Origin of the sequence: Microbacterium sp. che218, from assembly GCF_040436305.1 — a bacterium.
In the GTDB taxonomy this organism is placed as follows: domain Bacteria; phylum Actinomycetota; class Actinomycetes; order Actinomycetales; family Microbacteriaceae; genus Microbacterium; species Microbacterium algihabitans.
Genome location: NZ_AP031501.1, coordinates 1,756,248 through 1,773,254, shown reverse-complemented (window position 1 = coordinate 1,773,254; position 17,007 = coordinate 1,756,248). Strand labels below are relative to the sequence as shown.

At 71.6% G+C, this 17,007-nt stretch carries 13 protein-coding genes; 2 read left to right on the top strand and 11 right to left on the bottom strand.

Annotated features, from left to right (window positions below; all coding sequences use genetic code 11):
• Nucleotides 1-12: 12 nt before the first annotated feature.
• On the top strand, nucleotides 13-2,160 hold the full coding sequence (locus tag ABXS86_RS08315; protein ID WP_353666194.1) for an alpha-galactosidase: 2,148 nt from the start codon (nucleotides 13-15) through the stop codon (nucleotides 2,158-2,160).
• Between the two features lie 5 nt (nucleotides 2,161-2,165).
• On the opposite strand, the gene ABXS86_RS08310 is transcribed toward ABXS86_RS08315, so the two are convergent.
• The 8 genes from ABXS86_RS08310 to ABXS86_RS08275 all read right to left on the bottom strand — a co-directional run bounded on the left by ABXS86_RS08310 (nucleotide 2,166) and on the right by ABXS86_RS08275 (nucleotide 10,248).
• Nucleotides 2,166-3,212: a sodium:calcium antiporter gene (locus tag ABXS86_RS08310; RefSeq protein WP_353666193.1), complete on the bottom strand. Its 1,047-nt coding sequence runs from the start codon at nucleotides 3,210-3,212 to the stop codon at nucleotides 2,166-2,168.
• Between the two features lie 69 nt (nucleotides 3,213-3,281).
• Complete coding sequence (locus ABXS86_RS08305) at nucleotides 3,282-4,097, bottom strand: TspO/MBR family protein (protein ID WP_353666192.1); 816 nt, start codon at nucleotides 4,095-4,097, stop codon at nucleotides 3,282-3,284.
• 289 nt (nucleotides 4,098-4,386) lie between these two features.
• Nucleotides 4,387-5,118: a glutamine amidotransferase-related protein gene (locus ABXS86_RS08300; protein WP_353666191.1), complete on the bottom strand. Its 732-nt coding sequence runs from the start codon at nucleotides 5,116-5,118 to the stop codon at nucleotides 4,387-4,389.
• A gap of 282 nt (nucleotides 5,119-5,400) precedes the next feature.
• Nucleotides 5,401-6,504, bottom strand: coding sequence for an ABC transporter ATP-binding protein (locus ABXS86_RS08295; protein ID WP_353666190.1), 1,104 nt, complete (start codon nucleotides 6,502-6,504; stop codon nucleotides 5,401-5,403).
• Complete coding sequence (locus tag ABXS86_RS08290) at nucleotides 6,501-7,310, bottom strand: ABC transporter permease (protein ID WP_353666189.1); 810 nt, start codon at nucleotides 7,308-7,310, stop codon at nucleotides 6,501-6,503. Before ABXS86_RS08290 ends, ABXS86_RS08295 begins: the two co-directional genes overlap by 4 nt.
• Entirely contained in the window at nucleotides 7,307-8,224 is a 918-nt protein-coding gene (locus tag ABXS86_RS08285) for an ABC transporter permease (RefSeq protein ID WP_307208976.1), read from the bottom strand. The genes ABXS86_RS08290 and ABXS86_RS08285 overlap by 4 nt, the downstream gene beginning before the upstream one ends.
• Nucleotides 8,221-9,360: an ABC transporter substrate-binding protein gene (locus ABXS86_RS08280; protein WP_353666188.1), complete on the bottom strand. Its 1,140-nt coding sequence runs from the start codon at nucleotides 9,358-9,360 to the stop codon at nucleotides 8,221-8,223. Before ABXS86_RS08280 ends, ABXS86_RS08285 begins: the two co-directional genes overlap by 4 nt.
• A gap of 165 nt (nucleotides 9,361-9,525) precedes the next feature.
• The gene (locus ABXS86_RS08275; protein ID WP_353666187.1) at nucleotides 9,526-10,248 is read right to left on the bottom strand and encodes a LysR substrate-binding domain-containing protein; all 723 of its coding nucleotides are present in this window, start codon (nucleotides 10,246-10,248) and stop codon (nucleotides 9,526-9,528) included.
• Nucleotides 10,249-10,282: 34 nt separating this feature from the next.
• On the opposite strand from ABXS86_RS08275, the gene ABXS86_RS08270 reads away from it, so the two are divergent.
• Nucleotides 10,283-10,672 (top strand): DUF1304 domain-containing protein, encoded by a 390-nt coding sequence (locus ABXS86_RS08270; RefSeq protein ID WP_307208980.1) that lies wholly within the window; start codon nucleotides 10,283-10,285, stop codon nucleotides 10,670-10,672.
• Nucleotides 10,673-10,820: 148 nt separating this feature from the next.
• On the opposite strand, the gene ABXS86_RS08265 is transcribed toward ABXS86_RS08270, so the two are convergent.
• The 3 genes from ABXS86_RS08265 to ABXS86_RS08255 all read right to left on the bottom strand — a co-directional run bounded on the left by ABXS86_RS08265 (nucleotide 10,821) and on the right by ABXS86_RS08255 (nucleotide 16,994).
• Complete coding sequence (locus tag ABXS86_RS08265) at nucleotides 10,821-11,228, bottom strand: transferase (RefSeq protein WP_144829878.1); 408 nt, start codon at nucleotides 11,226-11,228, stop codon at nucleotides 10,821-10,823.
• A gap of 253 nt (nucleotides 11,229-11,481) precedes the next feature.
• Nucleotides 11,482-12,258, bottom strand: coding sequence for a DNA-formamidopyrimidine glycosylase family protein (locus ABXS86_RS08260; protein ID WP_353666186.1), 777 nt, complete (start codon nucleotides 12,256-12,258; stop codon nucleotides 11,482-11,484).
• A 44-nt stretch (nucleotides 12,259-12,302) separates the two neighbouring features.
• The gene (locus ABXS86_RS08255) at nucleotides 12,303-16,994 is read right to left on the bottom strand and encodes an ATP-dependent helicase (RefSeq protein ID WP_353666185.1); all 4,692 of its coding nucleotides are present in this window, start codon (nucleotides 16,992-16,994) and stop codon (nucleotides 12,303-12,305) included.
• Between the last annotated feature and the right edge of the window lie 13 nt (nucleotides 16,995-17,007).

Here is a 17,007-nt window from a genome sequence, read left to right as displayed (position 1 = left end):
AGAAATAATGCCATGTCGCACACCGTCGTCGCACCCGAGACCGCTCCGGCGGCGCACCTCCGCGCAGGTGGCACCAGCGTCGTCATCGACCTCGCCGCGCTGCCCGCGCCCGCCATCATCCACTGGGGCCCCGACCTCGGCGCCCTCGACGAGGATGCGCTCTCGTCGATGGTCGTGGCCGCGCGCCCGCAACGCGTCTCGGGTGGCATCGATCAGACGCCCCGACTCACGATCGTGCCGACGGCCGCGGCCGGCTGGCCCGGCGCTCCCGGATACGAGGGAGGGCGCGGCGGCGTCGTGCAGGGAACGGTCTTCTCCCTGGCATCCGTCGACTCCACCCCCGACGCCGTGACGCTGCACCTCGTCGACGCCCAGCGCGCTCTGCGTCTGCGCGCGGATCTTCGGGTGGATGCCGCGGGCCTGTTCTCGCAGAAGCTCACGGTGGTCAACGACGGGACCGACGACCTCGTCGTCTCGACCCTGCAGCCGAGCTTCCCGCTGCCGTGGGAGGCCACCGAGATCCTCGACACCACCGGCCGCCACCTGCGCGAGCGCTCGTCGCAGCGCCACGCCTTCACCTTCGGCATGCACCTGCGCGAGAGTCGTCGCGGTCGCCCCGGAGCCGACGCGACCCTGCTGCTCGCCGCCGGCCGACCGGGCTTCGGGTTCGAGGCGGGTCTGGTGCACGGCATCCACGTCGCGTGGAGCGGCAACCAGCGCGTGTTCGCCGAGCGGCTGCCGCTGGGCGAGGCGCTGCTCGCGGGCGGCGAGATGGCCGCGTGGGGCGAGATCGTGCTCGCACCGGGCGCCGAGGTCTCGTCGCCGCTCGTGTACGGGTCGTGGGGCGACGGCCTCGACCAGCTCGCCGCGCGATTCCACGACACCTGGCGCGCCCGGCCGCAGCACCCGGAGCGCCCGCGCCCGATCACCCTCAACACGTGGGAGGCCGTCTACTTCGACCACCGCCTGCCGAAGCTGCTGCAGCTCGCCGACGTCGCCGCCGAGATCGGCGTGGAGCGGTTCGTGCTCGACGACGGCTGGTTCCGCGGCCGCCGCGACGACACCGCCGGTCTCGGCGACTGGTTCGTCGACGAGGGCGTCTGGCCCGAGGGACTGAGCCCGCTCGCCGACCACGTCACGGGCCTCGGCATGGAGTTCGGGCTGTGGTTCGAGCCCGAGATGGTCAACCCCGACAGCGACGTCGCCCGCGCGCACCCCGAGTGGATCCTGTGCGGTCGCGACGAGCTGCCGCCCTCGGCGCGCCAGCAGCAGGTGCTGAACCTCGCGCACCCCGGCGCGTACGCGTACATCCTCGAGCGGATGACCGAGGTGCTGCGGGCCTACCCGATCGCCTACGTGAAGTGGGACCACAACCGGGATCTCGTGGATGCCGCGACCGGGCCCGGCGGCGGCTCGGTCGTGCACGCCCACACCCTCGCCGTATACCGGCTGATCGACGAGCTGAAAGCGACCTTCCCGGGCCTCGAGATCGAGAGCTGCGCCTCGGGCGGGGCGCGCGTCGACCTCGGCATCCTGGACCGCACCGACCGTATCTGGACGAGCGACTGCCTCGATCCGGTCGAGCGGCTCGAGACGCAGCGTTACACCGCCCTGGTCGTGCCGCCGGAGATGATGGGCATGCACCTGACCACCCCGCACGTGCACTCGACGGGGCGCACGGTCTCCCTCGCCTTCAGCGGAGCCGTCGCGCTGTTCGGTCACTTCGGCATCGAGTGGGACCTCACCACGCTCGACGAGCGCGACCGCGCCGTCGTGGGGGAGTGGGTCGCCCTCGCGCGGCGGGTGCGTCCGCTCGTGGCGACGGGGCGTCTCGTGAACGTCGACGTCGCCGATCCCGGCCTCGACGTGCGCGGCGTCGTCGCGGCCGATCGCGACCACGCGTTCTTCACGATCGCGCAGACGCAGACGCTGATCGCCTCCCCCGCGGGACGCGTGCGTCTGCCGGGCCTCGATCCCGACCGCGTGTATCGGGTACGGCTCGTGACGCCGGGCGGTCTGGTGCAGGAGCCCGCGCAGTCGCCCCTGCCGTGGGCCCACCACGACACCGTTCTCACCGGTCGGCAGCTGGCCGTGGCCGGCATCCGTCCGCCCGTGCAGAACCCCCAGCAGGCGGTGGTGGTGGAGCTGACGGCTCGCTGAGCCCCTCAGGCCGAGATGGCGAACAAGCCGCCGATGCCCACGGCGTAGAGCACGAGGACGACGAACGAGTCGACGCCCATCCCGATCAGCCGCCGCTGCGGGCGGAAGATCAGGCCCACGACGTACACGAGCGTCAGCAGGGCGGCGAGAGCCGTCAGGTAGATGTCGGCGGCGTTGGCGCTGGGCAGCACCGCCGTCCCCGAGATCACCGTCGCCACGAGGAAGAGCACCGGCAGGAAGGCGTTGCCGCCGAAGATGTCGCTGATCGCGAGGTTGTCGTCACCCTGACGGATGGCCTGCAGCCCGGTCGAGATCTCGGGTAGAGAGGTCGCAAGGGCGAGCACCGTCGCGCCGAAGAGCACCCCCGACAGTCCGATCTGCGACGACGCCGCATCTCCCGCGCGCTCGAGCACCACGCCCGCGACGAGGGTGGCGAGTGCCGAGATCGAGAACACGACCACGGCCTTCTTCGTGCTCATCGCCTTCGTAGGATCCTCCTTGTGCGGCTTCGGCGTGGCATCCGGTGCCCGACCGTCCTCGTGCCACGGCAGGTGCGATCCGGCGCGCTGCACGAGGATCAATCCCACGATCCACAGGGCCGCGATCAGCACGACGTCGGGGGTGAGCCGCAGCACCTCGAGTCCGCTCGGGAGCTGGCTTCCCGCGATGACGACGGCGAGGACGGCGACGACGACGAGGCCCTCCAGGACGAGGGTGAGGGATGCCGCGCGGTAGGTCAGCGGCTTCACCCCGCGGCCCCGCTTGCCGAACGCGTCGAGGATGACGAGCACGACCGTCTGCAGGGCGATCCCACCCAGGATGTTGCCCACCGCGACCTCGAGGTTGCCCGAGACGGCCGCCGACACCGTGATGGCGATCTCGGGGAGGTTGGTCGCCACCGCGAGCACGATGAGGCCTCCGAGCGCGCTGCCCAGGTGCAGTCGGGCGTCGAGGACGTCGGTCGCTTTCGACAGCTGGATCCCGGCGACCCACACCACCGCCGCTGCGGCGACGAAGATCACGACGAGCAGGAAGAACGGCAGCGAGTCCACCGCCCGATTACACTCCCCGCGCCGTGCGCATCCGCCCCTCTTGCGGGACGGATGCAACGGGTCTAGTCGTCAGTCGACGCTCGGGCGGATCAGACGCAGCACCCGGACGATCACCGGCGGAAGCAGCACGACCGCGGCCACGACGAGAGCGGTCGCGCCGATCGGGCCGCTGTGCGGCTCGCCGGTGAAGCGCTCCACGGCGAGCCAGCTGAGACCCCAGGCGAGGGCGATCGCGGGCGTCACGCGCCACGAGCTGCGCCAGGCGATCGCGAGTCCGATGAGGGCCACCACGATCAGGACCGCGATGCCGATGGCATCCGCCCCCTGCTCCCAGCTCGGCGGAAGGATCGTCGTCAGCCATGCGGCGGTGTTCGCGACGGTCGCCAGGGTGACCCAACCGAGGTGGAGGCCGGTGACGCCGTCGATGAGCACCGAGTCCAAGACGCCGCCCCGGGGCTCGCGGGTGGCGACGGCGACGCGGAACGTCCAGCCGAGCGCCGCCAGAAGCAGCACGATCACGATGACGGTGAGGAAGAGCGTTCCGAACCGCGCGGCGACCAGCCACAGTCCGTTGAGGGTCATCGTCAGCGCGATCAGCCAGCCGAGGGCGCGCTGGCGCGGGTTCGTGCGCTGGCGGGGGAGCGCCTGCCAGATCGAGTACACGATCAGGCCGAGGTAGATGACCGACCAGATCGAGAACGCGGGGCCGGCGGGCGCGAGGTACGAGCCGTCGGTGTTGAGCGCGCCCCCCTGCTGGTCCTGCACGGCGGAGTTTCCGAAGGCGCCCGCGCCGATGACGGCCGCGATCAGCATGAACGACACGGCGGAGAGGACGACGATCTGGCGCGCGAGGTCCGAGCCCCGCCACTGAGCTGTTGCGTTCATGTCTAGAACACTAGAAAAGCTAGGTAAATGAGTCGGTCGGGGTTGACACCCCCGGTCGGGGGTGCCGTCGTGCGGACGGGGGAGGGGACACGCCGTGTGGAGCCTCGTCGCGGCGGCGTGTCGAGGTCCGGGATCCGCAGGACGGCAGCTGCCGCGGGCTCAGGCGCCGTCGTGCGGACGGGGAGTGTGACACGCCGGGCGGCTGGGCGTCGGAGCGGCGTGTTCTGGTCCGGATCCGCAGGACGGCAGCTGCGTGAGGCGCCGCGCTCGGCCTCCTGCGACGGCGGGCTCAGGCGGCGACGGCGCGGGCGGCGAACGACCGCAGCAGAAGGGTCGGCTGCTCGACCGTGGCCGTACGCACCTGCGCCGACACCTCGTCGAAGGCGTCGGCGTCGAAGTAGCCGGCCTCGCGGTACACGCGCATGCGGGCGACGAAGGCGTCGGCGGTCGGCTCGGGGTGGAACTGCGTCGCCCACAGCCCCGTCCCGGCCCGGTAGGCCTGCACGGGGCACGCGTCATTCCACGCCAGCAGGGTGGCCCCGGGCGGCACGGCCGCGGTGCCCTCCTTGTGCGCGGTGTACGCCTGGAAGCGGGGGTCCAGGATGCCGAAGAGCTCGTCGGCCTGCCCGGCCGCGGTCAGCGCGATCTCGGCGGGTCCGGTGTCTTCGGGGTGCTCCAGCGTCACGACTCCGCCCAGCAGGCGCGTGACCACGCCGATGCCGAAGCAGGTGAACATGACGTTCGTGCGGCCCTCGATGCCGGCCGCGGCCAGACGCTCGAGGTCGCGCTCGAGGCGCAGCTGCTCATCGGTCTTGTCGGTGGCGGTGACGTTGAACGGGCTGCCGCCCACGACCACTGCGGCGTAGCGCTCGAGGTCGGCCGGGAGGGGCTCCCGGACGAGGTCGTGGTGCACGAGGTCGTCGTCTCGCACTCCCAGCCCGTCGCGGAACGAGGCCCACTCCGCCACGGCCGCATCGCGCTGCGGGCGGGCGCAGACGTAGAGCAGGGGCAGCGGAGTCACCCAGGGATTCTATTCGGCTCGCGCCCCCGCCGAGCAGGGCTGGAAAACGCGGCGACACCTGCGTGCTGCCCGCCCGCCCTTCACTCATCAACGCGATCCGCGCGCGTAAACGCGGGGAGAGCGCGTTCATGCGTGTGAATCGCGTTTATGCGTGGGGTGGGGAGGCCGGGCCCGCGGGGAGTCGGCGCGCCGCGGGGCGGGTGGGGCGTGCCCTCGGGGCGTCAGCCGGAGTCGGCGCGCCGCGGGGCGGGTGGTGGGGGCGGATGCCGATGGCGCGGGGCGTCAGTCGGCGACGGGCCGCGTGAGCACGGCGATGTCGTCGAGGCGCACGCGCACGCGGTCACCGACCGCCAGACCGAGGTCGGCGCCGTGCTGCACGTGCACGTGCGAGCCCTCGGCGGTGGCCACCAGCGAGCGGCGGATGCTGCCGAGGAACGTGGTCTGCTCCACCACGGCATCCGTTCCCTCATCGCCCGCGCCGACGAGCCGAACGTTCTCGGGGCGCACGAACACCTCGCAGGGTCCCTCGTCGGCCGCGGCGAGCAGCGGGAGGCGTCGACCCCACACCTCGACCGTGTCGCCCGTGACGACGCCGGGCACGAGGCTCGACGACCCGACGAATGCCGCCACCTCGGCGTTCGCGGGGCGCGTGTAGAGCTCTTCGGGGCTGCCGACCTGCAGGATGCGGCCGGCGCCCATCACGGCGACGCGGTCGGACACGGCCAGGGCTTCCTCCTGGTCGTGCGTGACGAAGACGGTCGTGGTGCCCAGGCGCTGCTGGATGCGGCGGATCTCGTCGCGCAACTGCACGCGCACCTTGGCGTCGAGTGCCGACAGCGGCTCGTCGAGCAGCAGCACGCGCGGCTCGGTCACCAGGGCCCGCGCCAGCGCTACGCGCTGCTGCTGACCGCCCGACATCTGATGCGCGTACCGGTCGGCGAGGTGGCCGAGGCCCACGAGGTCGAGCGCGTCGCCCGCTCGGCGGCGGGCTTCGGCCGTGCCGACGCCGCGGCGACGGAGGCCGAACGCGGTGTTCTCGAGCGCGCGCAGGTGGGGGAACAGCGAGTACGACTGGAACACCATGCCGATGTCGCGCTTGTTCGTCGGCACGCCCGAGACGTCGCGCCCGCTGATCCGCACCTCACCCGCGCTGGCCTGTTCGAGTCCCGCGAGCACGCGCAGGGCCGTCGTCTTGCCGCAGCCCGAGGGTCCGAGCAGCGACACGAACTCGCCGGGCGCGACGTCGAGGTCGACGCCGTGCAGCACGCGCGTCGAGCCGTAGTCCTTCACGACCCCGCGCAGCTCGACTCCCGAGCTCGCGCTCGGCGCCAGGGCGGTCGCGGCGGTGTCGGGGAGGGCGCGAGCGGGGGTGTCGGCGGTGGTCATGAGGTCTTCCTTCCGGCGCCGGCGCCGATGCGTCCGACACGGCCGATGATGAGCAGCAGCATGAACGCGAACGCCAGTGCAAGCAGGGTGAAGATCGCCGCGACGTAGCCGTCCTGCTTGTTGACGACGACGAGCGCGGTCTGCAGCGTCTGTCGGTTCAGCAGCGAGGCGATCGTGAACTCGCCCAGCACGACCGCGACCGAGATGAGAGCCGCTGCGAGCAGACCCTGCCGCAGGTTGGGCACGATGACCCGCAGCAGCACCGAGCCCCAGCCGGCGCCCAGCGTGCGGGCGGCTTCGGACAGGGTCGTGATGTCGATCGCGTCGATCGACGCCTGGATCGAGCGGTAGGCGAAAGGCAGCACCAGGATGCCGTAGGCGAAGGCGAGCGTCCACGCTCCGGTGCCGAGCGTGCGTCCGATCTGCAGATAGATCGGCGTGAGCCCCACCACCAGCACGATGGCGGGGATCGAGATCGGCAGGAGGGCGACGAACTCGAACACCCGCCGGAGCCGTGGGAAGGCCAGCGCGACGAGCACGAGGGTCGGGGTGAAGAGCCCGAGCACGAGGGCGACGGTGACGGCGGCGAGGATCAGGGAGTTGCCGAGCCCCGTCCAGATCGGGCGGTACTTCGCGGCGTTGGCCGGGTCGAAGATGCCCGCCCAACGATCGAACGACAGTCCCGAACCGCCGGGCAGTGGCGTGAGCGTGAAGAGCGCGGTGGCGGCGAAAGGCACGGCGAAGGCGAGGCCGACGGCGACCGCGATGATCCAGCGCGCGGTGCGCGGGGGAGCGAGCGGGTTCACGCCTGCCACCTCGCCGCACGGCGCTGGATGAGCGCGTAGACCACCATGACGCCGGCGACCACGACGATCATGCCGAGGGCGAGCGCGCCCGCGAGATTTTCGCGCCCGAGCACGGTCTCGCTGGTCAGGGCGGTGCGGATCTGCAGGGGCACGATCTGCGACCCCTGGCTCGCGAGGGCGGCGGCGGTGGCGTACGACGAGAACGCGTTCGCGAACAGCAGCAGCAGGCTCGCGAGGAACGACGGGGCGAGCACGGGGATGCCGACGTGGCGCCAGAAGCCGCCGCGCGTGCCGCCCAGCGTCAGGTGCGCCTCGACCCACTGCGGCTTCAGGGCGGCGAGGGCGGGCATGAACGTCAGCACCATGAGCGGGATCTGGAACACGAGGTAGGCCACGACGACCCCGGGCAGGTCGTAGAGCCACACGCCGTTTTCGTACAGCGAGATGCCGGTGAGCTGGCGCAGCATCACCGTCACCACTCCCTGCGCACCAATCGCCGCGATGAGCACGAAGGCGAGCATCACGCCGCCGAACTGCGCGAGGACTCCGGATGCCGCGTCGACGGCGGTCCGCACGGCTCCGGTCTCGGCGAGCCCGAGCAGGGCCCAGCACACCAGGGCGCCCACGACGGAGCCGATCACCGCGGTCACGAGCGACACCCACGCGGAGTTGGCGAACGTCGCCAGCACGAGCGGATCGCCGAGGGCGGCGACGTTGTCGAGGGTGAGCGCACCGCCGCGACCGACGAAGCCCGAGCCCACCGCGAGCACGGTGGGCAGGGCGAGGAAGAGCACCACGTACGCGGCGAAGGGGACGAGTCCGAGCCACGCCCAGCTTCGACGCGCCGCGCCCCGCGGCGCCGGAGCGGGCTGCTCCGACGCCGCGGGGACGACGACCTGGTCGAGAACGGTCACTGGACCGCCGTCGCCCACTTCTGTCCGAGGGTCTCGCCGGCCGTGGTCGACTGGGCCTCGGTCGGCACGACGGTGTCGCTCGGCGCCGTCGGCAGTGCGGCGGCGAGCGTCGCGTCGATCGCGCCGGCCGCGGTCATGGCCTCCATGCGTGCGGGACGAGCGCCGCCCTTGAGCCAGAGGTTCTGCACCTCGTCGCTGTAGAGGAATTCCTGCCACAGGCGCGCGGCGGCCGGGTGCGGGGCGTCCTTGTTGATCGCCTGGTTGTAGTAGCCGGCGTATCCGGTGCCCGGCAGCACCACGGTCTTCCACGTCGGCACGGCCGACGCCTGCGCGGCGTTGAGGTAGTCCCAGTCGAAGACCACGGGGGTCTCGCCGCTGGCGATCGTGGCGTCGGTGGGGTCGACCTTGAGGAAGTTGCCGGCCTTGTTGAGCTCGCCGAAGAACTCGATCCCGGGGGTGAAGTCGTCGAGCGTGCCGTCGTTCTGCACGGTCGCGAGGCCCACCGCGGCGAAGGCCGAACCCGCCTGCGTCGGGTCGCCATTGATCGCCACGGCGCCCTTGTAGGCCGGCTTCAGCAGGTCGCTGAGCTGGGTGGGCGCCGGGAAGCGCGCGGAGTCGTATCCGATCGACATGTACCCGCCGTAGTCGCCGACGAACAGACCCGACGACTCCTTCAGCGCATCGGGGATCTCGTCGAAGGTCTGCACCTTGTACGCGGCGAATTTGTCGGTGTTCTGCAGGGCCACGGCGAGGCCGAGGTCGAACACGTCGGGCGCGGTGTCGAGACCCTCGTTGGCGGTCGCGGCCTGGATCTCCTCGGCGCTGGAGACGTCGGGCGACTGCTCGTTGATCGTGATCTCGGGGTAGCGCTGGGCGAACAGGTCGAGGATCTCGCCGTAGTTGGCCCACGTGCGCGGCAGCGCGATCACGTTGAGCTGGCCCTCGGCCTTGGCCGCGGTCTCGAGGTCGGCGAGGGTGCCGAAGGCGGCGACGCTGGTCGCGGTCTTCGCGTCGACGCCGCCGTCGGCGGAGGAGTCGGCGCTGCCGCCCGCGCAGCCGGCGAGCGTGAGCGCTGCGGCCGTGACGAGGGCGAGTCCGGCGACGGTGCGGCCGGCGGAAAGGCTCGGGAATGACATGGTTTCCTCTCGGGTCTCTCGGGAGGGGCGACCGGAACGGCCGACGTGAGACGGAGGAAAGCTACGAGCGCGGCGTGACCGGCGGGGACGCGACGGGTGAATTCGATTCGTCCTGCGGGCGAACGAATCCCGCCCTGGGGCGTTTTTCTGCGGGCAGGCGGATCGTCAGCGCGACGAGCGCGCGGTGCGTCCGCGCACGATGCCCACGAACTCCTCGACGTCGGGCGTCGTCCGCTCGCGCAGCCAGGCGAGGGCGACGGTCGAGACCGGTCCGTCGCGGAGCACGCGGTACTCCACATCGCGCCGCTGGTGAGCCCGGGCGAGCGACATCGGCACCACGACGATCCCGACACCCGCGGCGACGGTCGCGATCGCCTCGGCGGTGTCGGAAGGTGGCGCGAAGCTCGGGGCCACGGCATCCGGAATCTCGAGATGCAGCACATCGTCGGCCGGAGTGATCTGGATCTCACCGGCCAAGTCGGCGAGATCCACCTCGTCGGCCGCGGTCAGGTGGGATTCCGTCGACATCACGACCACCGGCTGCTCCTCGTAGAGCGCGATGACGTGAAGGTCGTCGGATGCCGCCAGCGGCAGGCGAACCAGAGCGGCGTCGACCTCGTCGAGGGCGGCCACCTGCGTCTCGACCGCGATCTCGCGCAGTTCGAGGGCGACCCGCGGCATCCGATCGCGCCACAGGCCGATCCATTTGCCGGGAGTGGCGCCCGGAATCGCGCCGAGCACGAAGGTGCGCGGCGCTTCGCGAGGAGCCCTCGGGGCGGGCTTCGGCTTCGCCTTCGGGGCGGAACCCCGCTTCGCGGGCGCGGCTTTCGAGCCCAGTGCGCGACGGGGGGTTCCGCCGCGACCTCGTGCCCCGCTGCCGTTCGCCATGTCCCCAGGCTATCCGCGAAGCTAACGTGGGGGCATGATCGGCATCCTGGCACTCGTCTTCGCCGGCCTCGCGGCCCTGCTCCACGTCTACATCTTCGTGCTCGAGAGCGTTCGATGGACTCAGCCCAAGACGTGGCGCACCTTCGGGATCGCCGACCAGCAGGCGGCCGACGTCACCAAGCCGATGGCCTACAACCAGGGCTTCTACAACCTGTTCCTCGCCATCGGCGCGTTCGTCGGAATCGTGTTCTGGCTCGTGAACGGCATCGGCGACGTGGCCGGACGTACGCTGCTGATCTTCTCGCTGGGGTCGATGGTGGCCGCCGCGCTCGTGCTCGTGACCTCGGGCCGCAAGTACCTGCGCCCCGCATCGATCCAGGGCACGCTGCCGCTGATCGGACTCGTGCTGGCGATCTTCGCCTGACGCTGCGCGGTCTCCGCCTGCCCTCGCAGAATCGCGCGGGCACGACGGGATCGGCTCTCGCGGGATCCGGGCAGGCGGCGGCCCCGGCAAACGAAAACCCGCACGCTCCGAAGAGTCGTGCGGGTCGTTTGTGCCCGACGGGCAGTGCTCACGCCGCCAGGCGCAGGCCCCGTCGGTCGGTGGCGACGGCTTCACCGTCGTTGATAATCTCGTCGTCGCCGATGAGCGAACCCACCGCGATGCGAGCGTTGTGACCCACCTGGGTGCGGACGCCGATGTGCGCGCCTGCGCCGATCACGGCACCCGCGCAGATGTGGGCGTGAGGCTCGATGCGCGCTTCCGGGCCGATGACGGCGTCGGATTCGATCCACGCGCCGCGACCGACACGAACACCCGCGGCGATCTGCACGCCGGGTTCGACGTAGGCGCCGTTCTCGACCAGCGCCGACGGGTGGACCTTCGCGCCGTGCGCGACGAGTCCGCGACCATTGACGTGCTTGCGGTAACGCAGCATTTCGCCGTGGTCGTTTTCGATGTCGATGTAGTTCTTTCCCACGATCCCCTCCGGTCGGCTCTCGGGTCCGCCGACATGTATGACAACGGGTCGGGAATGCCCTTCATTCCCTCTGGCAGTTGTTCGTCGCCCCCTAGCCGATCGGTTTCCTCGATGTCGAGAGAACGTCGGCATGGCCCGCTCTTGTCGTTGTCCCTACGTTCTCGCACGTCGCGCCGAGCGTGACGGACGGGTTGACACGGGGAGGCGGAAGACTTGTCGACGCGGCTCGCCGGCGCGGGAAGAGGGGCGGGGCTCAACCGGGCTGGCAGGTGGGACACCAGAAGACGTTGCGTTCGCTGGTGGCCGAGGCTCCGAGCGTCGTGGCGCGGATGGGTGTGCCGCACCGGCGGCACGGCGCCCCCTCGCGCCCGTAGACCCAGAACCGGCGGCCCGGCCGGCTGTCGCCGGTGAAGGTGCGCTCGGGTCGCGGGAGGTTCGCGCGGATCATGCGCTCGCCGAGGGCGATCGTGGCCTGAGCATCGATCTCGGTCGCGGGGGTCGTCGGTGCGATCCCTCGGACGAACAGCAGCTCGTTCGCGTAGACGTTTCCGAACCCGGCGACGTTGCGCTGGTCGAGCAGGGCGACGTGGGCGGCGCGGGTGTCGGCGGCCACTCGGCGCACCGCCTCGGCCTCGTCCCAGTCGTCGGCGAGCAGGTCGGGGCCCAGGTGCCCGATGACGATGTGCTCGTCGCTCGTGCGCAACACCTCGACCATGGCGAGGTCGAACCCGACGGCGTCGGCTCCCGCGACGCCGACGATCGCGCGAGCCTTGAACGCCGGGCGACGCCAGCGCTCGCCCGGGCGATAGACGTCCCACCGGCCCTCCATCTTGAGGTGCGAGTGAAGGGTGTATCCGCCGATGCGGTGCAGCAGATGCTTGCCGCGCGCGGCGACCTCGTGCACCGTCTCGCCGCGGAGATCGGCGGTGGCGCTTCCGGGGACGCGGATGTCGAAACGAGTCACCACCCTGCCGGTGAGCGCGGCCGACAGCTTCGCTGCGGCGCGGTAGACGGTGTCACCCTCGGGCACAGGTGACTCCGTCGGTTCGGTGGGTGGGGGTCGCAGGCGACTGCTCAGGCACGCGCGGCCTCTCGCAAGGTGTCTCCCGCGGTGACCTTGCGCAGCGTCAGGCCCTTGGGCGACTCGACGAAGCCCGCCTCGCGCAGAGCTCGGCCCACGGCGGTGCCGTAGACGAACTCGCCGTTGACCTGCTCGACGGTCAGGGTGTCGAGGCGCCGCTTCTTCGCCGTCTCGGCGAGGTGGCGCCCGGCCGCCTGGAGTCGCGCTTCGTCGTCGGTGAAGGCGAGGGCGCTGCGGCCTCCGCGTTCGAGGTACAGCGTCAACTCGCCGTCGACGAGCACCACGAGTCCTCCGGCCTTGCGTCCCGGTCGATGCGTGACACCTTCGATGGCGGGCCATCCGAGGGCGGCGCCGTAGGGGTTGGCCGGATCGGTGGCGGCGAGTGTGACCGCCCGGAGCGGGGGTGGATCGGCCACCGCGGCGAACTCGCGCAGACGGTCGACGGTCGCCGACGCGGCGAACTGCGCGGCGCCGAGCTTCTCGATGACGTAGCCGCGGCGGCAGTGACCGGCCTCTTCGAAGCCGGCGAGGATGCGGTACACCTGCGCGAACCCACCGGGCACGCCCTCCGACTGCACGGCCCCGCGCGTGACGACGCCGTAGCGATCGAGCAGCAGGCTCGCGGTCGCGGTCGCGCGGGCCGCGGCATCCGCCTCCCGCTCGGGCAGGAGCGACCAGCGCCCGCCGAGCGAGGGAGGACGGGGAGCGGAGGTCGCGCGCGGGATGGACGCGCCGCGGTACATGCGGGCGCGCGGGGCGCGGCGGGCGACCCGGTGCGACTGCCCTCCACCGCTGAGCAGGGTGCGTACGGGGGCGAAGGTGTCGTTGGTGACGCGTCCGGCCCACGTGAGCGCCCACAGGGCGTCGTTGACCGACTGCTCGTTCTCGGCCCCCGCCAGCTGTCGCAGCTGCGCCGAGAAGTACGCGCCCCCGCCCGCGAGCGCCGCGAGCACGCGCGCCTCGAGCGAGTCGGGCGCCGGGTCGTCGGCGTCTTCGGGGTCTTGCAGGGTGAAGGGTGCTGCCTCGGCGGGATGCAGCGCGATCCACCCGTCGCGGCCGGGAAGGGTGCCGTGCCCCGACCACACGACCTCACCCGTCGCGGTCAGTTCGTCGAGCATCGCGGGGGTGTAGTCGGCCACACGTGACGGCAGCACGAGCGACTCCCACGCACTGGCGGGAATGGGCACTCCGGCCAGTTGCTCGACGACGGCGAGCACCCCATCCACCCCTTCGAGGGGGCGGCCCAGGTGCTGCCACACCGGGAGAAAACGGGCGTACGCCGCCGGTGACACGGGCTCGACGCTGCCGCGGATCGCCGCGAGGGAGCGCATGCGCAACCGACGCAGCACCTCGGCGTCGCACCACTCCATCTCGTCGCCGCGTCCGGAATCACCGGCCCCGGAGCCCGCCGAAGCGGCGGGAAGGAAGAACCCGCTCGAGAGGCGCCCCTGCGATTCGAGGCGCTGCAGAGTGAGTCGCGCGACCGCGATGCCGACACCCAGGCGCTGCGCGACGGCATCCGTCGTGAAGGGGGCGTGCGTGCGCGCGAAGCGGGCGACCAGGTCGCCGAGCGGATCGGCGAGCGGCTCGAGGAAGGCGTTCGGGATGCCGACGGGCAGGGCGGCACCGAGCGCGTCGCGCAGTCGACCGGCATCTTCGATCCCTGCGACCCGTGGGATGCCCGCGATGGTCACGCGGATCGCGCGACGGTCGTCGACCAAGGTCGCGAGATGGCCCTCGGCCTCGGCGAGGGCGTCGCCCTCGGTGTCGAGGCGTTGCGCGACCTCGCTCGCATCGAGCGGTCCGAGGATGCGGAGCAGGTCGGCGACGCCCTCGACGCCCCGGGCCTTGCGGTCGGGGTCGAGGCGCTGGGCCTCGCGCTCGAACTGCGCGATGACGTCGGGGTCGAGCAGCTCGCGCATCTCGACCTTGCCGAGCAGTTCGCTCAGCAGCGCCGGGTCGACCGACAGTGCTGCCGCTCGACGCTCGGCGAGCGGGGAGTCGCCCTCGTACATGAACGCCCCGACGTAGCCGAAGAGCAGATCGCGGGCGTAGGGCGAGGGCTGCGACGTCGTGATCTCGACGAGGCGGATGCGGCGCTCGCCGATCTGCCGGGTCAGCCGCAGCAGGGACGGCAGGTCGTAGACGTCTTGCAGGACTTCGCGCAGCGTCTCGAGGATGATCGGGAACGCGGGGTGCCGCTTGGCCACCTCGAGCAGCTGGGCCGAGCGCTGCCGCTGCTGCCAGAGCGGAGACCGCCGGTTGGGGTTCAGCCGGGGCAGCAGAAGGGCGCGCGCGGCGCACTCGCGGAAGCGTGAGGCGAACAGCGCGGAACCGCCCACTTCGTCGGTGACGATCTGCTCGAGCTCGTCGGCCTCGAAGACGAACAGGTCGGCGCCGGGCGGCTCGGCCGCGGCATCGGGCACCCGGGCGATGATGCCGTCGTCGCTCGCGACGGCAGCCCCCTCGACGCCGAGACGCTCGCGGATACGGGCGTTGACGGCGAGAGCCCACGGGGCGTGCACCTGCATGCCGTACGGGGAATGCAGGATGATGCGCCAGTCGCCGACCTCGTCGCGGCTGCGCTCGACGGTCAGCGTCTTGTCGGTGGGAAGGCTCCCTGTGGCCTCGCGCTGCTCGGCCAGATACGCGAGCAGGTTGGTGATGGCGTTGTCGTCGAGGCCCGATTCGCGCAGGCGCTCCTCGGCCTTGCCTCGGTCGACGCCCGCGATGTCGCGCGAGAACTTTCCGAGAGCCTCGCCGAGTTCGGCCGGTCGGCCGATGCCGTCACCGTGCCAGAACGGGAGCTTGCCGGGCTGGCCGAAGGCGGGCAGCACGTTGACGCGATCGTGGGTGATCTCGACGATGCGCCAGCTCGTGGTGCCGAGGGTGAAGACGTCGTTGACGCGCGATTCGTAGACCATCTCTTCGTCGAGCTCGCCGACGCGCGCGTTCTGCGACTCTCCCGCGACGAAGACGCCGAACAGGCCGCGGTCGGGGATGGTGCCGCCGCTGGTGACAGCGACGCGCTGCGCTCCGGGTCGACCCGTGAGGGTGCCGGCGTCGCGGTCCCAGACCAGGCGGGGGCGCAGCTCGGCGAACTCGTCGGAGGGGTAGCGGCCGGCCAGGAGATCGAGGGTGGCCTCGTACGCCGAGCGGGGGAGCGAGCGGAACGGCGCGCTGCGCTTGACCGTGTCGAACCACTCCTCGACGTCGATCGCACCGAGCGCCGAGGCGGCGACGGTCTGCTGGGCCAGGATGTCGAGCGGGTTCTGGGGCACCGAGATCGCCTCGATCTGCCCGGCGAGCATGCGCTCGGTGACCACGGCGGTGTGCAGCACGTCGCTGCGGTGCTTGGGGAAGAGCGCCGCCCGGCTGACCTCGCCGACCTGGTGGCCGGCACGTCCGATGCGCTGCAGGCCGGAGGCCGCGCTCGGCGGCGACTCGACCTGGATGACGAGGTCGACCGAGCCCATGTCGATGCCGAGCTCGAGGCTGCTGGTCGCGACGACGCACCGCAGCACGCCCGACTTCAGTTCGTCTTCGACCTGGGCGCGCTGTTCTTTCGACACGGAGCCGTGGTGGGCCTTGGCGAGGATCGCGGCGACGCCCGCCGACGAGCCCGCCTGCGCCATCATCGCCGCGGGAACGGTCGGGTCGGGCACGTCGATGCCCTGCCGCTCGGCGTAGATCTCGTTCAGTCGGCCCGTCAGACGCTCGGCCAGGCGACGCGAGTTGGCGAACACGATCGTCGATCGCCGCTGGAGAATACGGTCGACGATCGCCTCTTCGACGTGCGGCCAGACCGACCCGGCCATCTCGGTGCTCTCGGGGCGCTCCGAGAACCACTCGCCGTCGACGGCCTCGTCGGGGGCCGGCGACCCCGGGGGCGGCGGCGGGTTGAGCATGTCGTCGATCGGCACCACGACCGAGAGGTCGTAGGCCTTGGTCGCCCGCGGGGCGACGATGTCGACCGGCTGCGCCCCGCCGAGGAAACGCGCCACCTCGTCGATGGGACGCACGGTGGCCGAGAGGCCGATGCGCTGGGCCGGCTTGTCGAGCAGGGCGTCGAGGCGCTCGAGGCTCACCGCCAGGTGCGCGCCGCGCTTGGTGGCCGCGACCGCGTGCACCTCGTCGATGATCACCGTGTGCACACCGCGCAGCGTCTCGGCCGCCTGACTGGTGAGCATCAGGTAGAGCGACTCGGGCGTGGTGATGAGGATGTCGGGAGGCGCGGTCACGAGCTTGCGGCGGTCGCTCGAACTCGTGTCGCCCGAGCGCACGCCCACCGTCACCGAGGGCACCTCGATGCCGAGACGGCGTGCGGACTGCCCGATCCCGACGAGCGGCGAGCGGAGGTTGCGCTCGACGTCGACGCCGAGGGCCTTCAGCGGCGAGATGTAGAGGATGCGGGTGGTGGTCGGGGGCGCTTTCGGGGCGACGCTCTTGCCGCGGCGTGCGGGAGCGGCATCCGGAACCTCGGGGCCCTTCTCGCGGAACACTCGGTCGATCGCGAAGAGGAAGGCCGACAGCGTCTTGCCCGAACCGGTGGGCGCGACCACGAGCGCGTTGCGGCCCGACGACACGGATTCCCACGCGCCCTTCTGCGCATTGGTCGGTGCCGAGAAGGCGCCACGGAACCAGTCCTGCGTCGCAGGACCGAATCTCTCCAACACGTCGGCCATGCCGACATCCTCT

Excerpts from the sequence above, each read along its gene's own strand:
- ABXS86_RS08315 (WP_353666194.1), top strand. The coding sequence starts at position 13 with ATGTCGCACACCGTCGTCGCACCCGAGACCGCTCCGGCGGCGCACCTC.
- ABXS86_RS08305 (WP_353666192.1), bottom strand. The coding sequence starts at position 4,097 with ATGAACGCAACAGCTCAGTGGCGGGGCTCGGACCTCGCGCGCCAGATC.
- ABXS86_RS08295 (WP_353666190.1), bottom strand. The coding sequence starts at position 6,504 with ATGACCACCGCCGACACCCCCGCTCGCGCCCTCCCCGACACCGCCGCG.
- ABXS86_RS08280 (WP_353666188.1), bottom strand. The coding sequence starts at position 9,360 with ATGTCATTCCCGAGCCTTTCCGCCGGCCGCACCGTCGCCGGACTCGCC.
- ABXS86_RS08275 (WP_353666187.1), bottom strand. The coding sequence starts at position 10,248 with ATGGCGAACGGCAGCGGGGCACGAGGTCGCGGCGGAACCCCCCGTCGC.
- ABXS86_RS08270 (WP_307208980.1), top strand. The coding sequence starts at position 10,283 with ATGATCGGCATCCTGGCACTCGTCTTCGCCGGCCTCGCGGCCCTGCTC.
- ABXS86_RS08255 (WP_353666185.1), bottom strand. The coding sequence starts at position 16,994 with ATGGCCGACGTGTTGGAGAGATTCGGTCCTGCGACGCAGGACTGGTTC.